The organism is Pseudoalteromonas rubra (assembly GCF_005886805.2).
Classification (GTDB): Bacteria; Pseudomonadota; Gammaproteobacteria; order Enterobacterales; family Alteromonadaceae; genus Pseudoalteromonas; species Pseudoalteromonas rubra_D.
In genome coordinates, this window is record NZ_CP045429.1 from 320,357 (window position 1) to 337,500 (window position 17,144).

A 17,144-nucleotide genomic window follows, 5' to 3' on the forward strand; every position below is an offset into this window, starting at 1 on the left:
AGCGTTTTAACTGGATTGGAGATCTGATCCCATGTCGGATGAGAACAAAGAAAAGAAATTACGTTGGTACGTAATTCAGGCGTTTTCAGGTTTTGAAAAGCGCGTCGCTCAAACTATTCTTGAGCACATTAAAATCGAAGGTCTGGAAGACTACTTTGGTGAAGTACTGGTCCCAACTGAAGAAGTTGTGGAAATGCGTGCCGGACAAAAACGTAAGTCTGAGCGTAAATTCTTCCCGGGCTATGTGTTAGTTGAAATGGTGATGGATGATGCATCTTGGCACCTGGTTAACAGCACACCACGCGTGATGGGCTTTGTTGGTGGAACGTCAGATCGTCCAGCACCAATCAGCAAAAAAGAAGCGGATCGCATTCTTAACCGTCTGCAGGAAAATGCAGAAGCACCTAAGCCAGCAACTCTGTTTGAGCCAGGTGAAGTGGTTCGTGTTATCGATGGTCCATTTGCTGACTTTAACGGTGTTGTGGAAGAAGTTGATTACGAGAAGAGCCGTCTGAAAGTGTCAGTACTTATTTTCGGTCGTTCTACGCCAGTTGACCTGGAATTTGGACAGGTTGAACAAGATAAATAATTTTGCTGTTTAAAACAGCAAAAGTTATTGCCAAAGGCCGCTGGTTAATCTATAATCAGCGGCCTTTTTGTATGTCATTACTATGACGCACAAAAAGACAGTTTTTTAATTGGGAAGCCGTCTGAGTACGCGTCCTCGCGCGCACAAGGCTAAGACCCACATAACGAGGTATTATCATGGCTAAAAAAGTTGAAGCTTTAATCAAGCTACAAGTTGCTGCTGGTATGGCTAATCCTAGTCCTCCAGTAGGTCCTGCACTAGGTCAACACGGTGTAAACATCATGGAATTCTGTAAAGCGTTCAACGCACGTACAGAGTCTATCGAGAAAGGCGCACCGGTTCCTGTAATCATTTCTGTTTACAACGACCGTTCTTTCACTTTCGACATGAAAACTCCACCTGCTTCTTACCTTCTTAAGAAAGCAGCTGGTATCAAGTCTGGTTCTGGCCGTCCTAACACTGAGAAAGTGGGTACTGTTACTCGCGCTCAGCTTGAAGAGATCGTTGAGACTAAACGTCCGGATCTTACTGCTGCTGATATGGACGCAGCTGTACGCACGATCGCAGGTTCTGCACGTGCAATGGGCTTGAACGTAGAGGGGTAATTGAGAATGGCTAAATTAACTAAGCGTATGCGTACTATCCGCGAAAAAGTGGATGTTACTAAAGAATACGAAATCAACGAAGCTGTTGCTCTTCTTAAAGAACTAGCTACTGCTAAGTTCGTTGAAAGTGTAGACGTTGCTGTAAACCTGGGTATCGATGCTCGTAAATCTGACCAAAACGTACGTGGTGCAACTGTACTACCTCACGGTACTGGTCGTGAAGTACGCGTAGCGGTATTCACTCAAGGTGCAAACGCTGACGCAGCAAAAGAAGCTGGCGCTGATCTGGTAGGCATGGAAGACCTTGCTGAACAGGTTAAGAAAGGCGAAATGAACTTCGACGTAGTTGTTGCTTCTCCGGATGCAATGCGTGTTGTTGGTCAACTAGGTCAAATCCTAGGTCCACGTGGCCTTATGCCTAACCCTAAAACTGGTACTGTAACACCTAACGTTGCAGAAGCAGTTAAAAACGCGAAAGCGGGTCAGGTTCGCTACCGTAACGACAAAAACGGCATCATCCACACTACTATCGGTAAGGTTGATTTCGACGCGAACCAGCTTCAGGAAAACCTGGAAGCACTTATCGTTGCGCTTAAGAAGGCTAAGCCTTCACAAGCAAAAGGTACTTACGTGAAGAAAGTAAGCATCTCAACGACTATGGGCGCGGGTGTTGCTGTAGACCAAGCTACTCTAAACACGCAAGTGGCTTAATTTAGAAATAAGCGTTTACATGGCGTAAAAATTAGACTATAATTTTGCGCCATTTCGTTGAGAGCTGAGCTCAAAACGAAGCAAAGAATTCGGGTTGAAGCGCATAATTTCGGCACTTTGCAGACTTTATAGTCTACAATGATCCGATAAATTGCGTTTCCGTCCAAGACCGTAGGTGTAACCTAGTTACTTAATTCCCTACGTAGACGGTGTGAATCCCAGCTAGATTTTCCTAATCTTCTGGTTCTCGCCGTAAAAAGCAGCTCACAGTCGTAAGACGATGAGTAAAGTAGAACTGGGACATGTTCCCATCATAACCAGGAGTAACACCCATGGCTTTAAATCTTCAAGACAAAAAAGCAATTGTTGCTGAAGTCAACGAAGCTGCCAAAGGTGCTCTGTCTGCAGTTGTTGCAGATTCTCGTGGTGTAACAGTAGATGCGATCACTGCACTTCGTAAAGAAGCTCGTGAAGCAGGCGTATGGATGAAAGTTGTCCGTAATACCCTAGCTAAGCGCGCTGTAGAAGGTACTGACTATGAGTGCCTTAACGAATCGCTAGTGGGCCCAAGCCTAATCGCTTTCTCTTCAGAGCATCCAGGTGCTGCAGCTCGTATCTTCGCTGATTTCGCGAAGAAGAACGAGTTGTTCGAACTGAAAGCGGCTGCATTTGAAGGCAATGTTGTAGACGTAGACATGCTAGCTAAGCTGCCTACTTACGACGAAGCTGTTGCACGCCTAATGAGCGCTATGAAAGAAGCGTCAGCTGGTAAATTGTGTAAAACAATTGAAGCTGTACGTGTTCAGAAAGCTGAAGCAGCTGCTTAATAGCACGCTTCTTACTTTCACAAATAAATTTTTAGAACCCCATGGTTCGTGATTAATTAGGAAACTTAAAATGTCTGTAACTAAAGACCAAATCCTTGACGCGATTGCTGAAATGTCAGTAATGGAAGTTGTTGAACTAGTTGAAGCAATGGAAGAAAAATTCGGTGTAACTGCAGCTGCTGCTGTTGTTGCTGCTGGTCCTGCTGAAGCTGCTGAAGAGAAGACTGAGTTCGACGTAATCCTAGCTGGCGCTGGCGGTAACAAAGTTGCTGCTATCAAAGCTGTACGTGGTGCAACTGGTCTTGGCCTTAAAGAAGCAAAAGCTCTTGTTGAGTCTGCTCCTGCGCCAATCAAAGAAGCTGTTTCTAAAGAAGAAGCTGAAGCACTTAAGAAAGATCTTGAAGAAGCTGGTGCTGAAGTTGAGATCAAGTAATCTGGCATTTGCTAGGTTCGCTGCCTGAGCAATCAGGCAAGGGCTGGTGATTATTTAATCACCGGCCCTTTTGCGCTATAGAGCGACGCTTTCCTGTTGCGCAATAAATTCCTATGTTTTTCTTATTTTTCAATCTGTTAGAAGTATTTTGAAAGTGAGTGACTCATAGGACGACAATTAGATGTTGTTATCATGGCTTAGATGCCAATGAAGTCTGTTCTCCATGAACAGGTTGGGTCAAAGATCAGCAAGCTGAGGAACCCCATGGCTTACTCTTATTCTGAAAAGAAACGTATCCGTAAGGATTTTGGTAAACGTCCACAAGTTTTGGACATACCTTTCCTTTTGCAAACGCAGTTGGAATCGTTCAAAAAGTTCATTACACCGGACGCGGATGGTGATACCGGACTGGAAGCGGCATTCCGTTCTGTGTTCCCGATCAAAAGCTACTCGGGCAATTCTGAGCTTCAATACGTTAGCTACCGTATTGGAGAGCCAGTATTCGATGTAAAAGAATGTCAAATTCGCGGTGTGACTTTTTCTGCTCCACTTCGCGTAAAACTTCGTCTTGTGCTAATGGACAAAGAAGCACCAGGCACAGTCAAAGACATTAAAGAGCAAGAAGTTTACATGGGCGAAATCCCGCTCATGACTGACACAGGTACTTTTGTTATCAATGGTACTGAACGTGTTATCGTTTCTCAGCTACACCGTTCACCTGGTGTATTCTTTGATAACGACCGTGGTAAATCACACTCGTCGGGTAAAGTACTATATAACGCACGCGTGATCCCTTACCGTGGTTCGTGGTTAGACTTTGAATTCGATGTAAAAGATAACCTGTTTGTACGTATCGACCGTCGTCGTAAATTGCCTGCGTCAATCATTCTGCGTGCCCTTGAATTCTCAACAGAAGAAATTCTTGGCATGTTCTTCGAAACGACTGCGTTCGAAGTGACTAACGGCAAAGTGATGATGGAATTGGTACCATCTCGACTACGTGGTGAAACCGCTGCTTTTGATATCAAAGATGCAGACGGTGAAGTCCTGGTTGAGCAGGGTCGCCGTATCACAGCCCGTCATATAAAAACAATCGAGAAAAAGGGCATTGACCAGTTAGAAGTACCGCATGAGTACATCATTGGTCGTGTGGTTGCGAGAAACTACATCGATGAATCAACTGGCGAGATCATTGCTGAAGCAAATGCTGAGCTATCTCTGGAGTTGATGGCCGAGCTGGTTAAAGCTGGTCACACAAAAATCGACACCCTGTACATCAATGATGTAGACAGCGGTGCTTACATGTCAGAAACCGTTCGTATCGATAGCACGGCAAACCGTCTGGAAGCACTGGTAGAAATCTACCGCATGATGCGCCCGGGTGAGCCACCAACAAAAGAAGCAGCAGAAGCCTTATTCGACAATCTGTTCTTCTCTGACGAGCGTTATGACTTGTCAACGGTTGGTCGTATGAAGTTCAACAGCCGTGTTGGTTATGATACTGACACAGGTCCTGGCACGCTGAGCAAAGAAGACATTGTTAGCGTAATGAAGGTGTTGATCGACATCCGTAACGGTAAAGGTGATGTGGACGATATCGACCACTTAGGTAACCGTCGTATCCGTTCTGTAGGTGAAATGGCAGAAAACCAGTTCCGCGTTGGTTTAGTGCGTGTTGAGCGTGCTGTACGTGAGCGTCTGAGCTTGGGTGATCTGGATAATGTAATGCCTCAGGATCTGATCAACGCTAAGCCAATTTCTGCTGCCGTTAAAGAATTCTTTGGTTCTTCACAGCTATCTCAGTTCATGGACCAGAACAACCCGCTGTCAGAAGTAACGCACAAGCGTCGTATTTCTGCACTTGGTCCGGGTGGTCTGACACGTGAACGTGCTGGCTTCGAGGTGCGAGACGTACACGTAACGCACTATGGTCGTGTTTGTCCAATCGAAACGCCTGAAGGTCCAAACATCGGTCTGATCAACTCATTGTCTACGTACGCACGTACCAACGATTATGGTTTCCTTGAAACCCCATATCGTAAAGTGGTTGACGGTGTCGTAACGGATGACGTTGATTACCTGTCTGCAATTGAAGAAGGTCAGTTCGTTATCGCACAGGCGAACACTAACCTGACTGAAGAAAACCAGTTTGCAGAAGAACTGATCCCATGTCGTTATAAAGGTGAATCAACCTTTATGCCAAGCGACAGCATCCAGTATATGGATGTATCACCACAGCAGGTTATCTCTGTGGCTGCGGCACTTATCCCATTCCTTGAACACGATGATGCGAACCGTGCATTGATGGGATCGAACATGCAACGTCAGGCTGTACCAACACTGCGCGCAGACAAGCCGCTGGTAGGTACTGGTATTGAACGTACGCTGGCAAAAGACTCTGGTGTAACCATTGTTGCTAAGCGTGGCGGTGTGGTGAAGTATGCAGATGCAAGCCGTATCGTTGTTAACGTGAACGAAGAAGAGCGCGTACCTGGTGAAGCGGGTATCGACATCTACAACCTGACAAAATACACCCGTTCTAACCAGAACACCTGTATCAACCAAAAACCAACTTGTATGGTTGGTGAGCCAGTTGTACGTGGTGACGTTCTAGCGGATGGTCCTTCGACAGACCTGGGCGACCTGGCTCTTGGTCAAAACCTGCGCGTGGCATTCATGCCGTGGAATGGTTACAACTTCGAGGATTCAATCCTACTTTCAGAGCGTGTAGTTCAGGAAGATCGCCTAACTACGATCCACATCCAGGAACTCCAGTGTATTGCTCGTGATACTAAGCTTGGTCCAGAAGAGATCACAGCGGATATCCCGAACGTGGGTGAGTCTGCGTTAGGCAAGCTGGACGAATCAGGTGTTGTATACATCGGTGCTGAAGTAAAAGGCGGCGATATCCTGGTTGGTAAAGTAACGCCGAAAGGTGAAACGCAGCTGACGCCTGAAGAAAAGCTACTACGTGCTATCTTCGGTGAAAAAGCGTCTGATGTGAAAGACAGCTCGCTACGTGTACCTAACTCTGTATCTGGTACGGTTATCGACGTTCAGGTCTTTACCCGTGACGGTGTAGAGAAAGACAAGCGTGCACTGGAAGTTGAAGACATGCAGCTTCGCGAAGCGAAGAAAGACTTCAACGAAGAATTCCGTATCCTTGAAGGTGGTATTCTGACTCGTGCGCGTGACCTGCTGGTACGTGCTGGTCTGAGCGAAGATAAGATCGCAGACCTGAACGCTGAAAAGCTACTGACGCAAAGCCTGGCTGACGAAGAGCAGCAAGCTGAACTAGAGCAACTGGCTGCGCAGTATGACGAGCTGAAAGCGGAATACGATAAGAAGTTTGAAAACAAACGTCGCAAGATCACCCAAGGTGATGATCTGGCGCCGGGCGTGCTTAAGATCGTTAAGGTTTACCTGGCAGTTAAGCGTCGCATCCAACCGGGTGATAAGATGGCGGGTCGTCACGGTAACAAGGGTGTTATCTCTACTATCGTGCCTGTTGAAGACATGCCTTACGATGAAAAAGGTCGTACGGTAGACATCGTTCTGAACCCACTGGGTGTACCATCGCGGATGAACATCGGTCAGATCCTTGAAACTCACATGGGTCTTGCTGCACGCGGTATTGGTGAGCGCATTGAAGACATGATGAAAGAGCAGCGTGAACTCCACGAAATGCGCGATTTCATCAAGAAAGCCTACGAAATCGGTGATTGCCGTCAGAAAGTTGATATTGCTAACTTCTCTGATGATGAGATCCGTCGTCTGGCACATAACCTGAAAGGTGGTCTGCCAATCGCAACGCCAGCATTTGACGGTGCACGCGAAGCTGAAATCAAAGACATGCTAGAGCTGGGTGGTTATCCAAGAAGTGGTCAGGTAACGCTATATGATGGTCGTACTGGTGATGCATTTGAGCGTCAGGTAACAGTTGGCTACATGTACATGCTGAAACTGAACCACCTTGTTGATGACAAGATGCACGCACGTTCTACCGGTTCTTACAGCCTGGTTACTCAGCAGCCGCTGGGTGGTAAGGCACAGTTCGGTGGTCAGCGTTTCGGTGAGATGGAGGTATGGGCACTTGAAGCATACGGTGCTGCCTACACGCTACAGGAAATGTTGACAGTTAAGTCGGATGACGTAAACGGTCGTACTAAGATGTATAAGAACATCGTAGACGGCAACCATAAGATGGAACCGGGCATGCCGGAATCGTTCAACGTATTGTTGAAAGAGATCCGCTCGCTGGGTATCAACATCGAATTGGAAGAAAGTTGATCCGCCGGGCCGCCAAGCGGCCCAGACCGGACTGAAAAGAATGAAGGGGCGAGCCCAGGCTTGCCCTCAAGATTAACTCCGACAGGAGAGCTAAGGTGAAAGACTTACTTAAGTTTCTGAAGCAACAAAATAAGACCGAAGAATTCGATGCAATTCGTATTGGTCTTGCTTCGCCGGACATGGTGCGTTCATGGTCTTACGGTGAGGTAAAGAAACCTGAGACAATTAACTACCGTACTTTCAAGCCTGAGCGTGACGGCTTATTCTGTGCCCGTATCTTCGGCCCAGTAAAAGATTATGAGTGTTTGTGTGGTAAGTACAAGCGCTTAAAGCACCGTGGTGTGATCTGTGAGAAGTGTGGCGTTGAAGTTACACTGACTAAAGTACGCCGTGACCGCATGGGTCACATTGAGCTGGCTAGCCCAGTTGCACACATTTGGTTCCTTAAATCATTGCCGTCTCGTATCGGCCTGATGCTGGACATGACGCTTCGTGATATCGAGCGTGTACTTTACTTCGAATCATTCGTAGTAACTGAACCTGGCATGACAACGCTTGAGCGTGGTCAGCTATTAGGTGAAGAAGAGTACCTGGATGCACTGGAAGAGCACGGTGATGAATTCGAAGCGAAGATGGGTGCCGAAGCGGTACTTGATTTGCTACGTGATTTGGACCTGGGTCAGCTAATCGCTGAAATGCGTGAAGAGCTGCCAACCATCAACTCTGAAACTAAGCGTAAGAAAATTACTAAGCGTCTTAAGTTGATGGAAGCATTCCACCAGTCAGGTAATAACCCTGAGTGGATGGTAATGAGCGTATTACCAGTTCTGCCACCTGATCTACGTCCACTTGTACCACTGGATGGTGGTCGTTTTGCGACGTCTGATCTAAACGACTTATACCGTCGTGTTATCAACCGTAACAACCGTCTTAAGCGTCTACTTGATCTCGCTGCTCCGGATATCATCGTACGTAACGAAAAGCGTATGTTGCAAGAAGCGGTGGATGCACTACTGGATAACGGTCGTCGTGGTCGTGCGATCACAGGTTCTAACAAGCGTCCTCTGAAGTCGCTTGCAGACATGATCAAAGGTAAGCAAGGTCGTTTCCGTCAAAACCTATTAGGTAAGCGTGTAGACTACTCTGGCCGTTCTGTAATCACAGTTGGTCCTACACTGAAACTACATCAGTGTGGTCTGCCTAAGAAGATGGCACTTGAGCTATTCAAGCCATTCATCTACGGCAAACTGGAGCGCCGCGGCATGGCGACTACCATTAAAGCTGCGAAGAAGATGGTAGAGCGCGAAGTACCAGAGGTTTGGGACGTACTTGACGAAGTGATCCGTGAACACCCGGTTCTACTGAACCGTGCACCAACACTTCACAGACTTGGTATCCAGGCGTTTGAACCAGTACTAATCGAAGGTAAAGCAATCCACCTGCACCCACTAGTGTGTGCGGCGTATAACGCTGACTTCGATGGTGACCAAATGGCGGTACACGTACCGTTGACGCTGGAAGCACAGCTTGAAGCGCGTGCGTTAATGATGTCGACCAATAACATTCTGTCTCCTGCGAATGGTGAGCCAATCATCGTACCTTCACAGGACGTTGTATTGGGTCTGTACTACATGACGCGTGATCGTATCAATGCAAAAGGTGAAGGTATTGCCTTTAAAGATGCGAAAGAAGCTGAAAAAGCATACCGTACTGGCGCTGCAGAACTACACGCACGCGTAAAAGTACGTATCGCAGAAGTACATATTGATGGCGAAACAGGTGAACGTAAAGACGTGACTGAAGTGGTTGAAACCACGGTAGGTCGTGCGATCCTGTCTTTGATTATGCCGACTGGCCTGCCGTTTGAACTAATCAACCGTGCGCTAGGTAAAAAGCAAATCTCTGGTCTGTTGAACGAGTGTTATCGTCGTCTGGGTCTGAAAGATACCGTTATCTTCGCGGACCAAGTGATGTACACCGGTTTCCACTATGCGATGAAGTCGGGTGTTTCTATCGGTATCAACGATATGGAAATCCCACCAACTAAAACAGGCATCATCGAAGCGGCAGAAGCTGAAGTTACAGAAATCAACCAGCAATTCCAGTCTGGTCTTGTAACTGCGGGTGAGAAATACAACAAAGTTATCGATATCTGGTCACGTGTTAATGAAAACTTATCACGCGAGATGATGGCGAACTTGTCGAAAGACACGGTTGTGAATGCGCAGGGTGAAGAAGAAGAGCAAGACTCTTTCAACTCAGTGTTTATGATGGCCGACTCGGGCGCACGTGGTAGTGCTGCTCAGATCCGTCAGCTAGCCGGTATGCGTGGTCTGATGGCTCGTCCGGATGGTTCAATCATCGAAACACCTATTACAGCAAACTTCCGTGAAGGTCTGAACGTACTACAGTACTTCATCTCGACGCACGGTGCGCGTAAAGGTCTTGCGGATACCGCACTTAAGACAGCGAACTCGGGTTACCTGACTCGTCGTCTGGTAGACGTTGCACAAGATTTGGTCATCAACGAATCAGATTGTGGTACCCTTGAAGGTACAGTGATGAAGCCGCTGATTGAAGGTGGTGACGTTGTAGAGCCATTGCGTGAGCGTGTATTGGGTCGTGTTGTTGCAGAAGACGTGGTTATCCCAGGCACTGACGAAGTGCTGGTTGAACGTAACGTGATGCTTGATGAGAAGCTGTGTGACCTGTTAGAAGAGCACTCAGTGGACGAAGTAAAAGTACGTTCAGTTATCACCTGTGAAAACGACTTTGGTGTATGTGCTAAGTGTTACGGTCGTGACCTTGCTCGTGGCCACATCATCAACGCGGGTGAGTCTGTTGGTGTTATCGCGGCACAGTCAATCGGTGAGCCGGGCACACAGCTTACGATGCGTACCTTCCACATCGGTGGTGCGGCATCTCGAGCGTCTGCAGAAAACAGCGTTCAGGTTAAGAACAACGGTAGCATGAAGCTGCACAATGCGAAGTTCGTAATCAATACCGACGGCAAGATCGTGATCACCTCACGTTCAACCGAAATTACGGTTATTGACGAGCAAGGCCGTGAGAAAGAGCGCTATAAAGTGCCTTACGGTGCCGTATTGTCAGTGAGTGACGGTGCAGAAGTTAAAGGTAACGACATTGTCGCGACCTGGGACCCGCATAGTCACCCAATCATCATCGAGCACGAGTCTAAAGTATCGTTCAGCGACATCGACGATTCTAACACTGAAGCACAAACAGACGAGCTAACTGGTCTGACGCGTGTGGTTGTTAAAGACCTTGCTAAGGTGAATGCAAAAGAGCCTAAGCTGATCATTGAAAATGAAGAGCGTGGTCTGCAGGAAATTCGTCTGCCTTCGTTCACTACCATCGAAATCACAGATGGTGCAACGGCACAGCCGGGTGACGTTCTGGCACGTATTCCGCAGGAAGGTTCGAAGACTCGTGATATCACGGGTGGTCTACCTCGAGTTGCTGACTTGTTTGAAGCGCGTAAGCCGAAAGATCCAGCAATCCTGGCAGAAATCACAGGTACCGTTAGCTTTGGTAAAGAAACCAAAGGTAAGAAGCGCCTGGTGATTACACCGGAAGAGGGTGATGCATACGAAGAAATGATCCCGAAATGGCGTCAGCTGAACGTGTTCGAGGGTGAGCAGGTATCTAAAGGTGAAGTTATCGCCGATGGTCCTGAATCTCCGCACGACATCTTACGTCTGCGTGGTGTGACTGACGTATCTAATTACATCGTAAACGAAGTACAAGAAGTATATCGTCTACAGGGTGTAAAGATTAACGACAAGCACATCGAAACCATTATCCGTCAGATGCTGCGTAAATGTATCATCCTTGATGGTGGTGACAGTGAGTTCCTGGCAGGCGAACAAGCCGAAGTGGCGCGCGTTAACATCGCAAACCGTGAGCTAGAGAAACAAGGTAAGATCCCAGCGAAGTTCGAAATTCAGCTGATGGGTATTACTAAAGCCTCACTGGCAACAGAGTCTTTCATCTCTGCAGCCTCGTTCCAGGAGACGACACGTGTCCTGACTGAAGCCGCAGTAAATGGTAAGAGTGATGAGCTTCGTGGTCTGAAAGAAAACGTTATCGTGGGTCGTCTGATCCCAGCGGGTACCGGTTTCTCTTACCACTTAGATCGCATCAACCGTCGTAAGCAAAATGAAGCTGCAGTTGAAGAGCAAACTGTAAGTGCTGAAGAAGCATCTCAGGCACTGACAGACGCACTAAATGCAGACTTGCTTGGTGGCCAAGACTAAAATTGACGAAAAACACGTCAATTGCAATAAAAAGGCAGCTTTAACGCTGCCTTTTTAGTTGTTTTGGTTGACAGGTTAAACTTTGCTCATTAAAATTCCGCCACCCATTTATTCGTTCGAATAACAGAACGCTTAAATTGGCGAAATTTGATTTTTTCAGTAGTAATTTTTATTAATTCAGGAGCTATTTAATGGCAACTATTAACCAGCTAGTACGTAAGCCACGTCGCAGCAAGGTTACTAAGAGCAACTCAGCTGCTCTTAAAGCTTGTCCTCAAAAGCGTGGTGTATGTACTCGTGTATATACAACTACACCTAAGAAGCCAAACTCTGCACTACGTAAAGTAGCGCGTGTTCGTCTAACGAACGGCTTCGAAGTAACATCTTACATTGGTGGTGAAGGCCACAACTTGCAAGAGCACAGTGTTATCCTAATCCGTGGTGGTCGTGTTAAAGACTTACCAGGTGTGCGTTTCCACACAGTACGTGGCGCGCTGGACTGTGCTGGTGTAAATGACCGTAAACAAGGTCGTTCTAAGTACGGTGCAAAACGTCCTAAGGGCTAATGGTTCTCCGTTAGTAAGGCCAAGCACTTAAGTTTTAATTTATATATTTTGTTTTGGGAATTCGTCGTAGTAAGACGAACCTGAAGATACCGGAGAAAGAAAATGCCTAGAAGACGCGTAATAGGTCAACGTAAAATTCTTCCAGATCCGAAGTTCGGATCAGAGCTTCTTGCTAAATTCGTTAACGTAGTAATGCTTGACGGTAAGAAGTCTACTGCTGAAAAAATCGTATATGGTGCGCTAGACGTGGCTGCTGAAAAATCAGGCAAGTCGCACCTAGAAATCTTCGAGTCTGCACTTGAGAACGTACGTCCACAGGTTGAGGTTAAATCTCGCCGTGTTGGTGGTTCTACGTACCAGGTACCAGTTGAAGTACGTCCAGTTCGTCGCAACGCACTAGGTATGCGTTGGTTGGTTGAAGCTGCACGTAAGCGTGGCGAGAAGTCAATGGGCCTTCGTCTGGCTCAAGAGATGATCGACGCTGCTGACAACAAAGGCACTGCGGTTAAGAAACGTGAAGACGTTCACCGTATGGCTGAAGCGAACAAAGCATTCGCTCACTACCGTTGGTAATCTGCCCAAGACCTTTAAGAGGATAATATGGCACGTACAACTCCTATTGAGCGTTACCGTAATATCGGTATTTGTGCTCACGTAGATGCGGGGAAAACCACCACCACGGAACGTGTACTTTATTACACGGGCCTGTCTCACAAAATTGGTGAGGTGCATGATGGTGCCGCAACTATGGACTGGATGGAGCAGGAGCAGGAGCGTGGTATTACCATCACTTCTGCTGCGACCACGTGTTTCTGGAAAGGGATGGATGCTCAGTTTGATGAGCATCGTATAAACATCATCGATACTCCCGGACACGTAGACTTCACCATCGAAGTAGAACGTTCATTACGTGTACTAGATGGCGCTGTAGTCGTATTATGTGCTTCATCAGGTGTACAACCACAAACGGAAACCGTTTGGCGTCAGGCGAACAAGTACGAAGTACCTCGCATGATTTTCGTCAACAAAATGGACCGTACCGGTGCAGACTTTCTGGCCGTTGTGGATCAGGTGAAAAAGCGTCTTGGCGCTGCACCTGTGCCAATTCAGTTACCAATCGGTGCTGAAGATGAATTTAAAGGTGTTATCGATCTCATCAAGATGAAAGCCATCAACTGGAATGCTGAAGACCAGGGGATGACTTTCAACTATGAAGAGATCCCGGCAGAGCTTCAGGAGCTGGCAGAAGAGTGGCGCGCAGAGCTACTCGAATCTGCCGCAGAAGCATCTGAAGAGCTAATGGACAAATATCTTGAAGAAGGTGAACTGAGCGAGGCCGAAATTAAGGCCGCGATCCGTCAGCGTACATTGAACAATGAAATTGTGCCAATGAGCTGTGGTAGTGCATTCAAGAACAAAGGTGTTCAGGCTGTGCTTGATGCCGTGATTGAATACATGCCGTCTCCAACAGAGGTTAAAGAGATCCAGGGTATCCTGGACGATGAAAGCGAAGCAACGCGTCCTGCGGACGATGATGCGCCGTTTTCTGCTCTGGCGTTTAAAATCGCCACCGACCCATTTGTTGGTACGCTTACCTTCTTCCGAGTTTATTCCGGCACAGTAGGTCAGGGTGACTCGGTTTATAACCCAGTTAAAGGCAAAAAAGAGCGCTTTGGACGTATCGTTCAGATGCACTCTAACTCGCGTGAAGAGATCAAAGAAGTTCGCGCCGGGGACATTGCCGCTGCAATTGGTATGAAGGACGTCACCACAGGTGACACGCTTTGTGCTCATGATGCTGTTATCACGTTAGAGCGTATGGAATTTCCAGAGCCTGTGATTTCGGTTGCAGTAGAGCCTAAGACCGTTGCTGACCAAGAAAAAATGGGTATCGCGCTAGGTAAGCTGGCTGCGGAAGACCCGTCTTTCAGAGTTGAAACCGACGAAGAATCAGGCCAAACCATTATTTCAGGTATGGGTGAACTCCACCTGGATATCATCGTAGATCGTATGAAGCGTGAATTCAGTGTTGAATGTAACGTAGGTAAGCCTCAAGTTGCTTATCGTGAAACGATCCGCGGTTCGGTTGAAGCCGAAGGTAAATTCGTACGTCAATCAGGCGGACGCGGCCAATATGGTCACGTTTGGTTGAAGCTCGAACCTATGGAAGTTGCTGATGAAGACGCACCGATTTACGAATTCGTTAATGAAATCGTAGGTGGTGCAGTACCTAAGGAATACATTCCTGCGGTTGACAAAGGCATCCAGGAACAGATGAAGCAAGGTGTTCTTGCTGGTTATCCTATGCTGGGTGTGAAAGCTACCTTGTTTGATGGCTCATTCCATGATGTTGACTCAAACGAGATGGCGTTTAAGATTGCCGGCGCAATGGGCTTTAAGAAGGGCGCGCTTGATGCGCAGCCAGTGATTCTTGAACCCGTTATGAAGGTAGAAGTCACCACCCCTGAAGCAAACATGGGTGATGTCGTTGGCGACCTGAACCGTCGTCGAGGCATAATCGAAGGTATGGACGACTCATTTGGTGGTCTGAAGCAAGTTAATGCTCAGGTCCCGCTGTCTGAAATGTTTGGTTATGCAACTGATCTTCGTTCTGCAACACAAGGTCGAGCTTCGTACTCAATGGAATTTTCCAAGTACGCAGAAGCGGCGAAAAACGTTGCTGACGCAATTATTGCAGCTCGCGCTGTTAAGTAATTTTAGTTCGGTCCGGTCTTAGGGCTGGACTTTAATTTCTTTATAGGAATTTTTAAAATGGCAAAAGAAAAGTTTGAACGTTCGAAACCGCACGTTAACGTTGGTACTATCGGCCACGTTGACCACGGTAAAACTACCCTAACTGCAGCAATCACTAACGTACTTGCAAAAGTATACGGTGGTGAAGCGAAAGACTTCGCATCAATCGATAACGCTCCAGAAGAGCGTGAGCGTGGTATCACAATCTCAACTTCACACGTTGAGTATGACACTCCAACTCGCCACTACGCGCACGTTGACTGTCCTGGACACGCTGACTACGTTAAAAACATGATCACTGGTGCTGCTCAGATGGACGGCGCGATCCTGGTAGTTGCTGCAACTGACGGTCCTATGCCTCAAACTCGTGAGCACATCCTACTTTCTCGTCAGGTTGGTGTACCTTACATCATCGTATTCATGAACAAATGTGACATGGTTGACGACGAAGAGCTTCTAGAGCTAGTAGAGATGGAAGTTCGTGAACTTCTTTCTGAGTACGACTTCCCAGGTGATGACCTGCCTCTAATCCAGGGTTCAGCTCTTAAAGCGCTAGAAGGCGAGAAAGAGTGGGAAGACAAGATCGTTGAGCTTGCAGAAGCACTAGATTCTTACATCCCAGAGCCAGAGCGTGACATCGATAAGCCGTTCATCATGCCTATCGAAGACGTATTCTCAATCCAGGGTCGTGGTACTGTTGTAACTGGCCGTGTTGAAGCTGGTATCATCAACGTGAACGACGAAGTTGAAATCGTAGGTATCAAAGAAACTACGAAGACAACTTGTACAGGTGTTGAAATGTTCCGTAAGCTGCTTGACGAAGGTCGTGCAGGTGAGAACATCGGTGCCCTTCTACGTGGTACTAAGCGTGATGAAGTTGAGCGTGGTCAGGTTCTTTGTAAGCCTGGTTCAATCAACCCACACACTAAGTTCACTTCAGAAGTATACGTACTGTCTAAAGATGAAGGTGGCCGTCATACTCCATTCTTCAAAGGCTACCGTCCACAGTTCTACTTCCGTACAACTGACGTAACTGGTAACGTTGAGCTTCCAGAAGGCGTAGAAATGGTAATGCCTGGTGACAACATCAAGATGACTGTTGAGCTAATCGTTCCAATCGCGATGGACGAAGGTCTACGTTTCGCGATCCGTGAAGGTGGCCGTACAGTTGGTGCTGGTGTTGTAGCTACAATCGTAGAATAATCTACAGATTGCAGTAACACTTTGAAAAAGGTCGCTTAGGCGGCCTTTTTTAATGCCTGAAATATGAGAAAAGTGGGGCGTTCAGTTAAACTGGCTCATTTCACCTTGCGCAAAGGAAATGCCAGTGCAAGCACTGTGTCATTAGCCCTTTGCACGATAGGTGACGCTCTCTACAGGGGGATGTAGGTGCTAGTTGCAACTATCGTTGAGTAATATCGACTTTAGTTAATGCAAATAAGCATTGTAAAAAAGGTCACTTCGGTGGTCTTTTTTAATGTCTGAGTGAAAGTTGTCATTTGAAGGCACGTCTTCCACAAGGCAATGCAGGTGAGCAGGGTGTTCCGTTAAACTGGCCTATTTCCTTTACGTGAGAGACGTCACTACCTATCAGGTAACATCTGTGCTAGCTGCATCTACCCCACTAGAATTTCAATAATAAATTTAATGAAATAGATTTAACCCATAAGAAGTAAAATATGAAGTCTGTAATAAAGCTCTTATTCTCCCCTATCGTAATTTTGTTCTTAAGCGGCTGTGTAAGCACTTTTATTCCTCCCGTAGAGAACTTTCAACCGGTGAATAACCCTAAGGTTGCTGTACTTGTCCAGGTTCAGGATCAGTTTACTCATACTCATTACGGCACTACGATATTCAATAACTTTGTCAAAAAGTATGACACTAATCCCTCGATAAAAGCAGAGATCTTTGCAACGATTAAAAGCAAGCTTGAAGCCGAAGTAAATGCTGAGGTTGTTCCGCTTGAGGAAATTATCGACGCTCAAGAGGAAGAGCTTAACTTAGTTGCTATTGTAGATAAGAAATGGAAATACACTTATGAGGGGGAACGTGTACGTGAAGCGCTTCTGTCTGAGGGAGTTACTGCAACCAT

At 46.9% G+C, this 17,144-nt stretch carries 12 protein-coding genes (1 of these 12 cut by a window edge); all 12 read left to right on the forward strand.

Annotated elements, in window-relative coordinates; all coding sequences use genetic code 11:
* Positions 1-31: 31 nt before the first annotated feature.
* Positions 32-589, forward strand: a complete 558-nt coding sequence (gene nusG / locus CWC22_RS01415; RefSeq protein ID WP_010387321.1) for a transcription termination/antitermination protein NusG — start codon at positions 32-34, stop codon at positions 587-589.
* A gap of 176 nt (positions 590-765) precedes the next feature.
* The gene (gene rplK, locus CWC22_RS01420) at positions 766-1,194 is read left to right on the forward strand and encodes a 50S ribosomal protein L11 (RefSeq protein WP_010387320.1); all 429 of its coding nucleotides are present in this window, start codon (positions 766-768) and stop codon (positions 1,192-1,194) included.
* A gap of 6 nt (positions 1,195-1,200) precedes the next feature.
* Complete coding sequence (gene rplA, locus CWC22_RS01425; protein WP_010387319.1) at positions 1,201-1,905, forward strand: 50S ribosomal protein L1; 705 nt, start codon at positions 1,201-1,203, stop codon at positions 1,903-1,905.
* 332 nt (positions 1,906-2,237) lie between these two features.
* The gene (rplJ, locus tag CWC22_RS01430) at positions 2,238-2,732 is read left to right on the forward strand and encodes a 50S ribosomal protein L10 (protein WP_010387318.1); all 495 of its coding nucleotides are present in this window, start codon (positions 2,238-2,240) and stop codon (positions 2,730-2,732) included.
* A 70-nt stretch (positions 2,733-2,802) separates the two neighbouring features.
* A complete protein-coding gene (gene rplL, locus CWC22_RS01435) occupies positions 2,803-3,165 on the forward strand; it encodes a 50S ribosomal protein L7/L12 (protein ID WP_023400585.1) in 363 nt (120 codons plus the stop codon).
* A gap of 264 nt (positions 3,166-3,429) precedes the next feature.
* Positions 3,430-7,455, forward strand: a complete 4,026-nt coding sequence (gene rpoB, locus CWC22_RS01440) for a DNA-directed RNA polymerase subunit beta (RefSeq protein WP_125563174.1) — start codon at positions 3,430-3,432, stop codon at positions 7,453-7,455.
* A 95-nt stretch (positions 7,456-7,550) separates the two neighbouring features.
* Positions 7,551-11,732: a DNA-directed RNA polymerase subunit beta' gene (gene rpoC / locus CWC22_RS01445; protein WP_138539488.1), complete on the forward strand. Its 4,182-nt coding sequence runs from the start codon at positions 7,551-7,553 to the stop codon at positions 11,730-11,732.
* 191 nt (positions 11,733-11,923) lie between these two features.
* The gene (gene rpsL / locus CWC22_RS01450) at positions 11,924-12,298 is read left to right on the forward strand and encodes a 30S ribosomal protein S12 (protein WP_010387308.1); all 375 of its coding nucleotides are present in this window, start codon (positions 11,924-11,926) and stop codon (positions 12,296-12,298) included.
* A 102-nt stretch (positions 12,299-12,400) separates the two neighbouring features.
* A complete protein-coding gene (gene rpsG, locus CWC22_RS01455; protein ID WP_010387307.1) occupies positions 12,401-12,871 on the forward strand; it encodes a 30S ribosomal protein S7 in 471 nt (156 codons plus the stop codon).
* Positions 12,872-12,898: 27 nt separating this feature from the next.
* Positions 12,899-15,013, forward strand: coding sequence for an elongation factor G (gene fusA / locus CWC22_RS01460; protein WP_138539489.1), 2,115 nt, complete (start codon positions 12,899-12,901; stop codon positions 15,011-15,013).
* Between the two features lie 57 nt (positions 15,014-15,070).
* The gene (gene tuf / locus CWC22_RS01465; protein ID WP_010387468.1) at positions 15,071-16,255 is read left to right on the forward strand and encodes an elongation factor Tu; all 1,185 of its coding nucleotides are present in this window, start codon (positions 15,071-15,073) and stop codon (positions 16,253-16,255) included.
* Positions 16,256-16,731: 476 nt separating this feature from the next.
* Positions 16,732-17,144, forward strand: partial view of a hypothetical protein gene (locus tag CWC22_RS01470; protein WP_138539854.1) — the 5' portion only. It continues 373 nt past the right edge of the window; 413 of the gene's 786 nt are visible here — the first part of the coding sequence; the start codon lies at positions 16,732-16,734; its stop codon lies beyond the right edge, outside the window.

What these genes read in the sequence shown, in the direction of transcription:
- nusG (WP_010387321.1), top strand. Translation starts at nt 32, where the DNA reads ATGTCGGATGAGAACAAAGAAAAGAAATTACGTTGGTACGTAATTCAG.
- rplK (WP_010387320.1), top strand. Translation starts at nt 766, where the DNA reads ATGGCTAAAAAAGTTGAAGCTTTAATCAAGCTACAAGTTGCTGCTGGT.
- rplA (WP_010387319.1), top strand. Translation starts at nt 1,201, where the DNA reads ATGGCTAAATTAACTAAGCGTATGCGTACTATCCGCGAAAAAGTGGAT.
- rplJ (WP_010387318.1), top strand. Translation starts at nt 2,238, where the DNA reads ATGGCTTTAAATCTTCAAGACAAAAAAGCAATTGTTGCTGAAGTCAAC.
- rplL (WP_023400585.1), top strand. Translation starts at nt 2,803, where the DNA reads ATGTCTGTAACTAAAGACCAAATCCTTGACGCGATTGCTGAAATGTCA.
- rpoB (WP_125563174.1), top strand. Translation starts at nt 3,430, where the DNA reads ATGGCTTACTCTTATTCTGAAAAGAAACGTATCCGTAAGGATTTTGGT.
- rpsL (WP_010387308.1), top strand. Translation starts at nt 11,924, where the DNA reads ATGGCAACTATTAACCAGCTAGTACGTAAGCCACGTCGCAGCAAGGTT.
- rpsG (WP_010387307.1), top strand. Translation starts at nt 12,401, where the DNA reads ATGCCTAGAAGACGCGTAATAGGTCAACGTAAAATTCTTCCAGATCCG.
- fusA (WP_138539489.1), top strand. Translation starts at nt 12,899, where the DNA reads ATGGCACGTACAACTCCTATTGAGCGTTACCGTAATATCGGTATTTGT.
- tuf (WP_010387468.1), top strand. Translation starts at nt 15,071, where the DNA reads ATGGCAAAAGAAAAGTTTGAACGTTCGAAACCGCACGTTAACGTTGGT.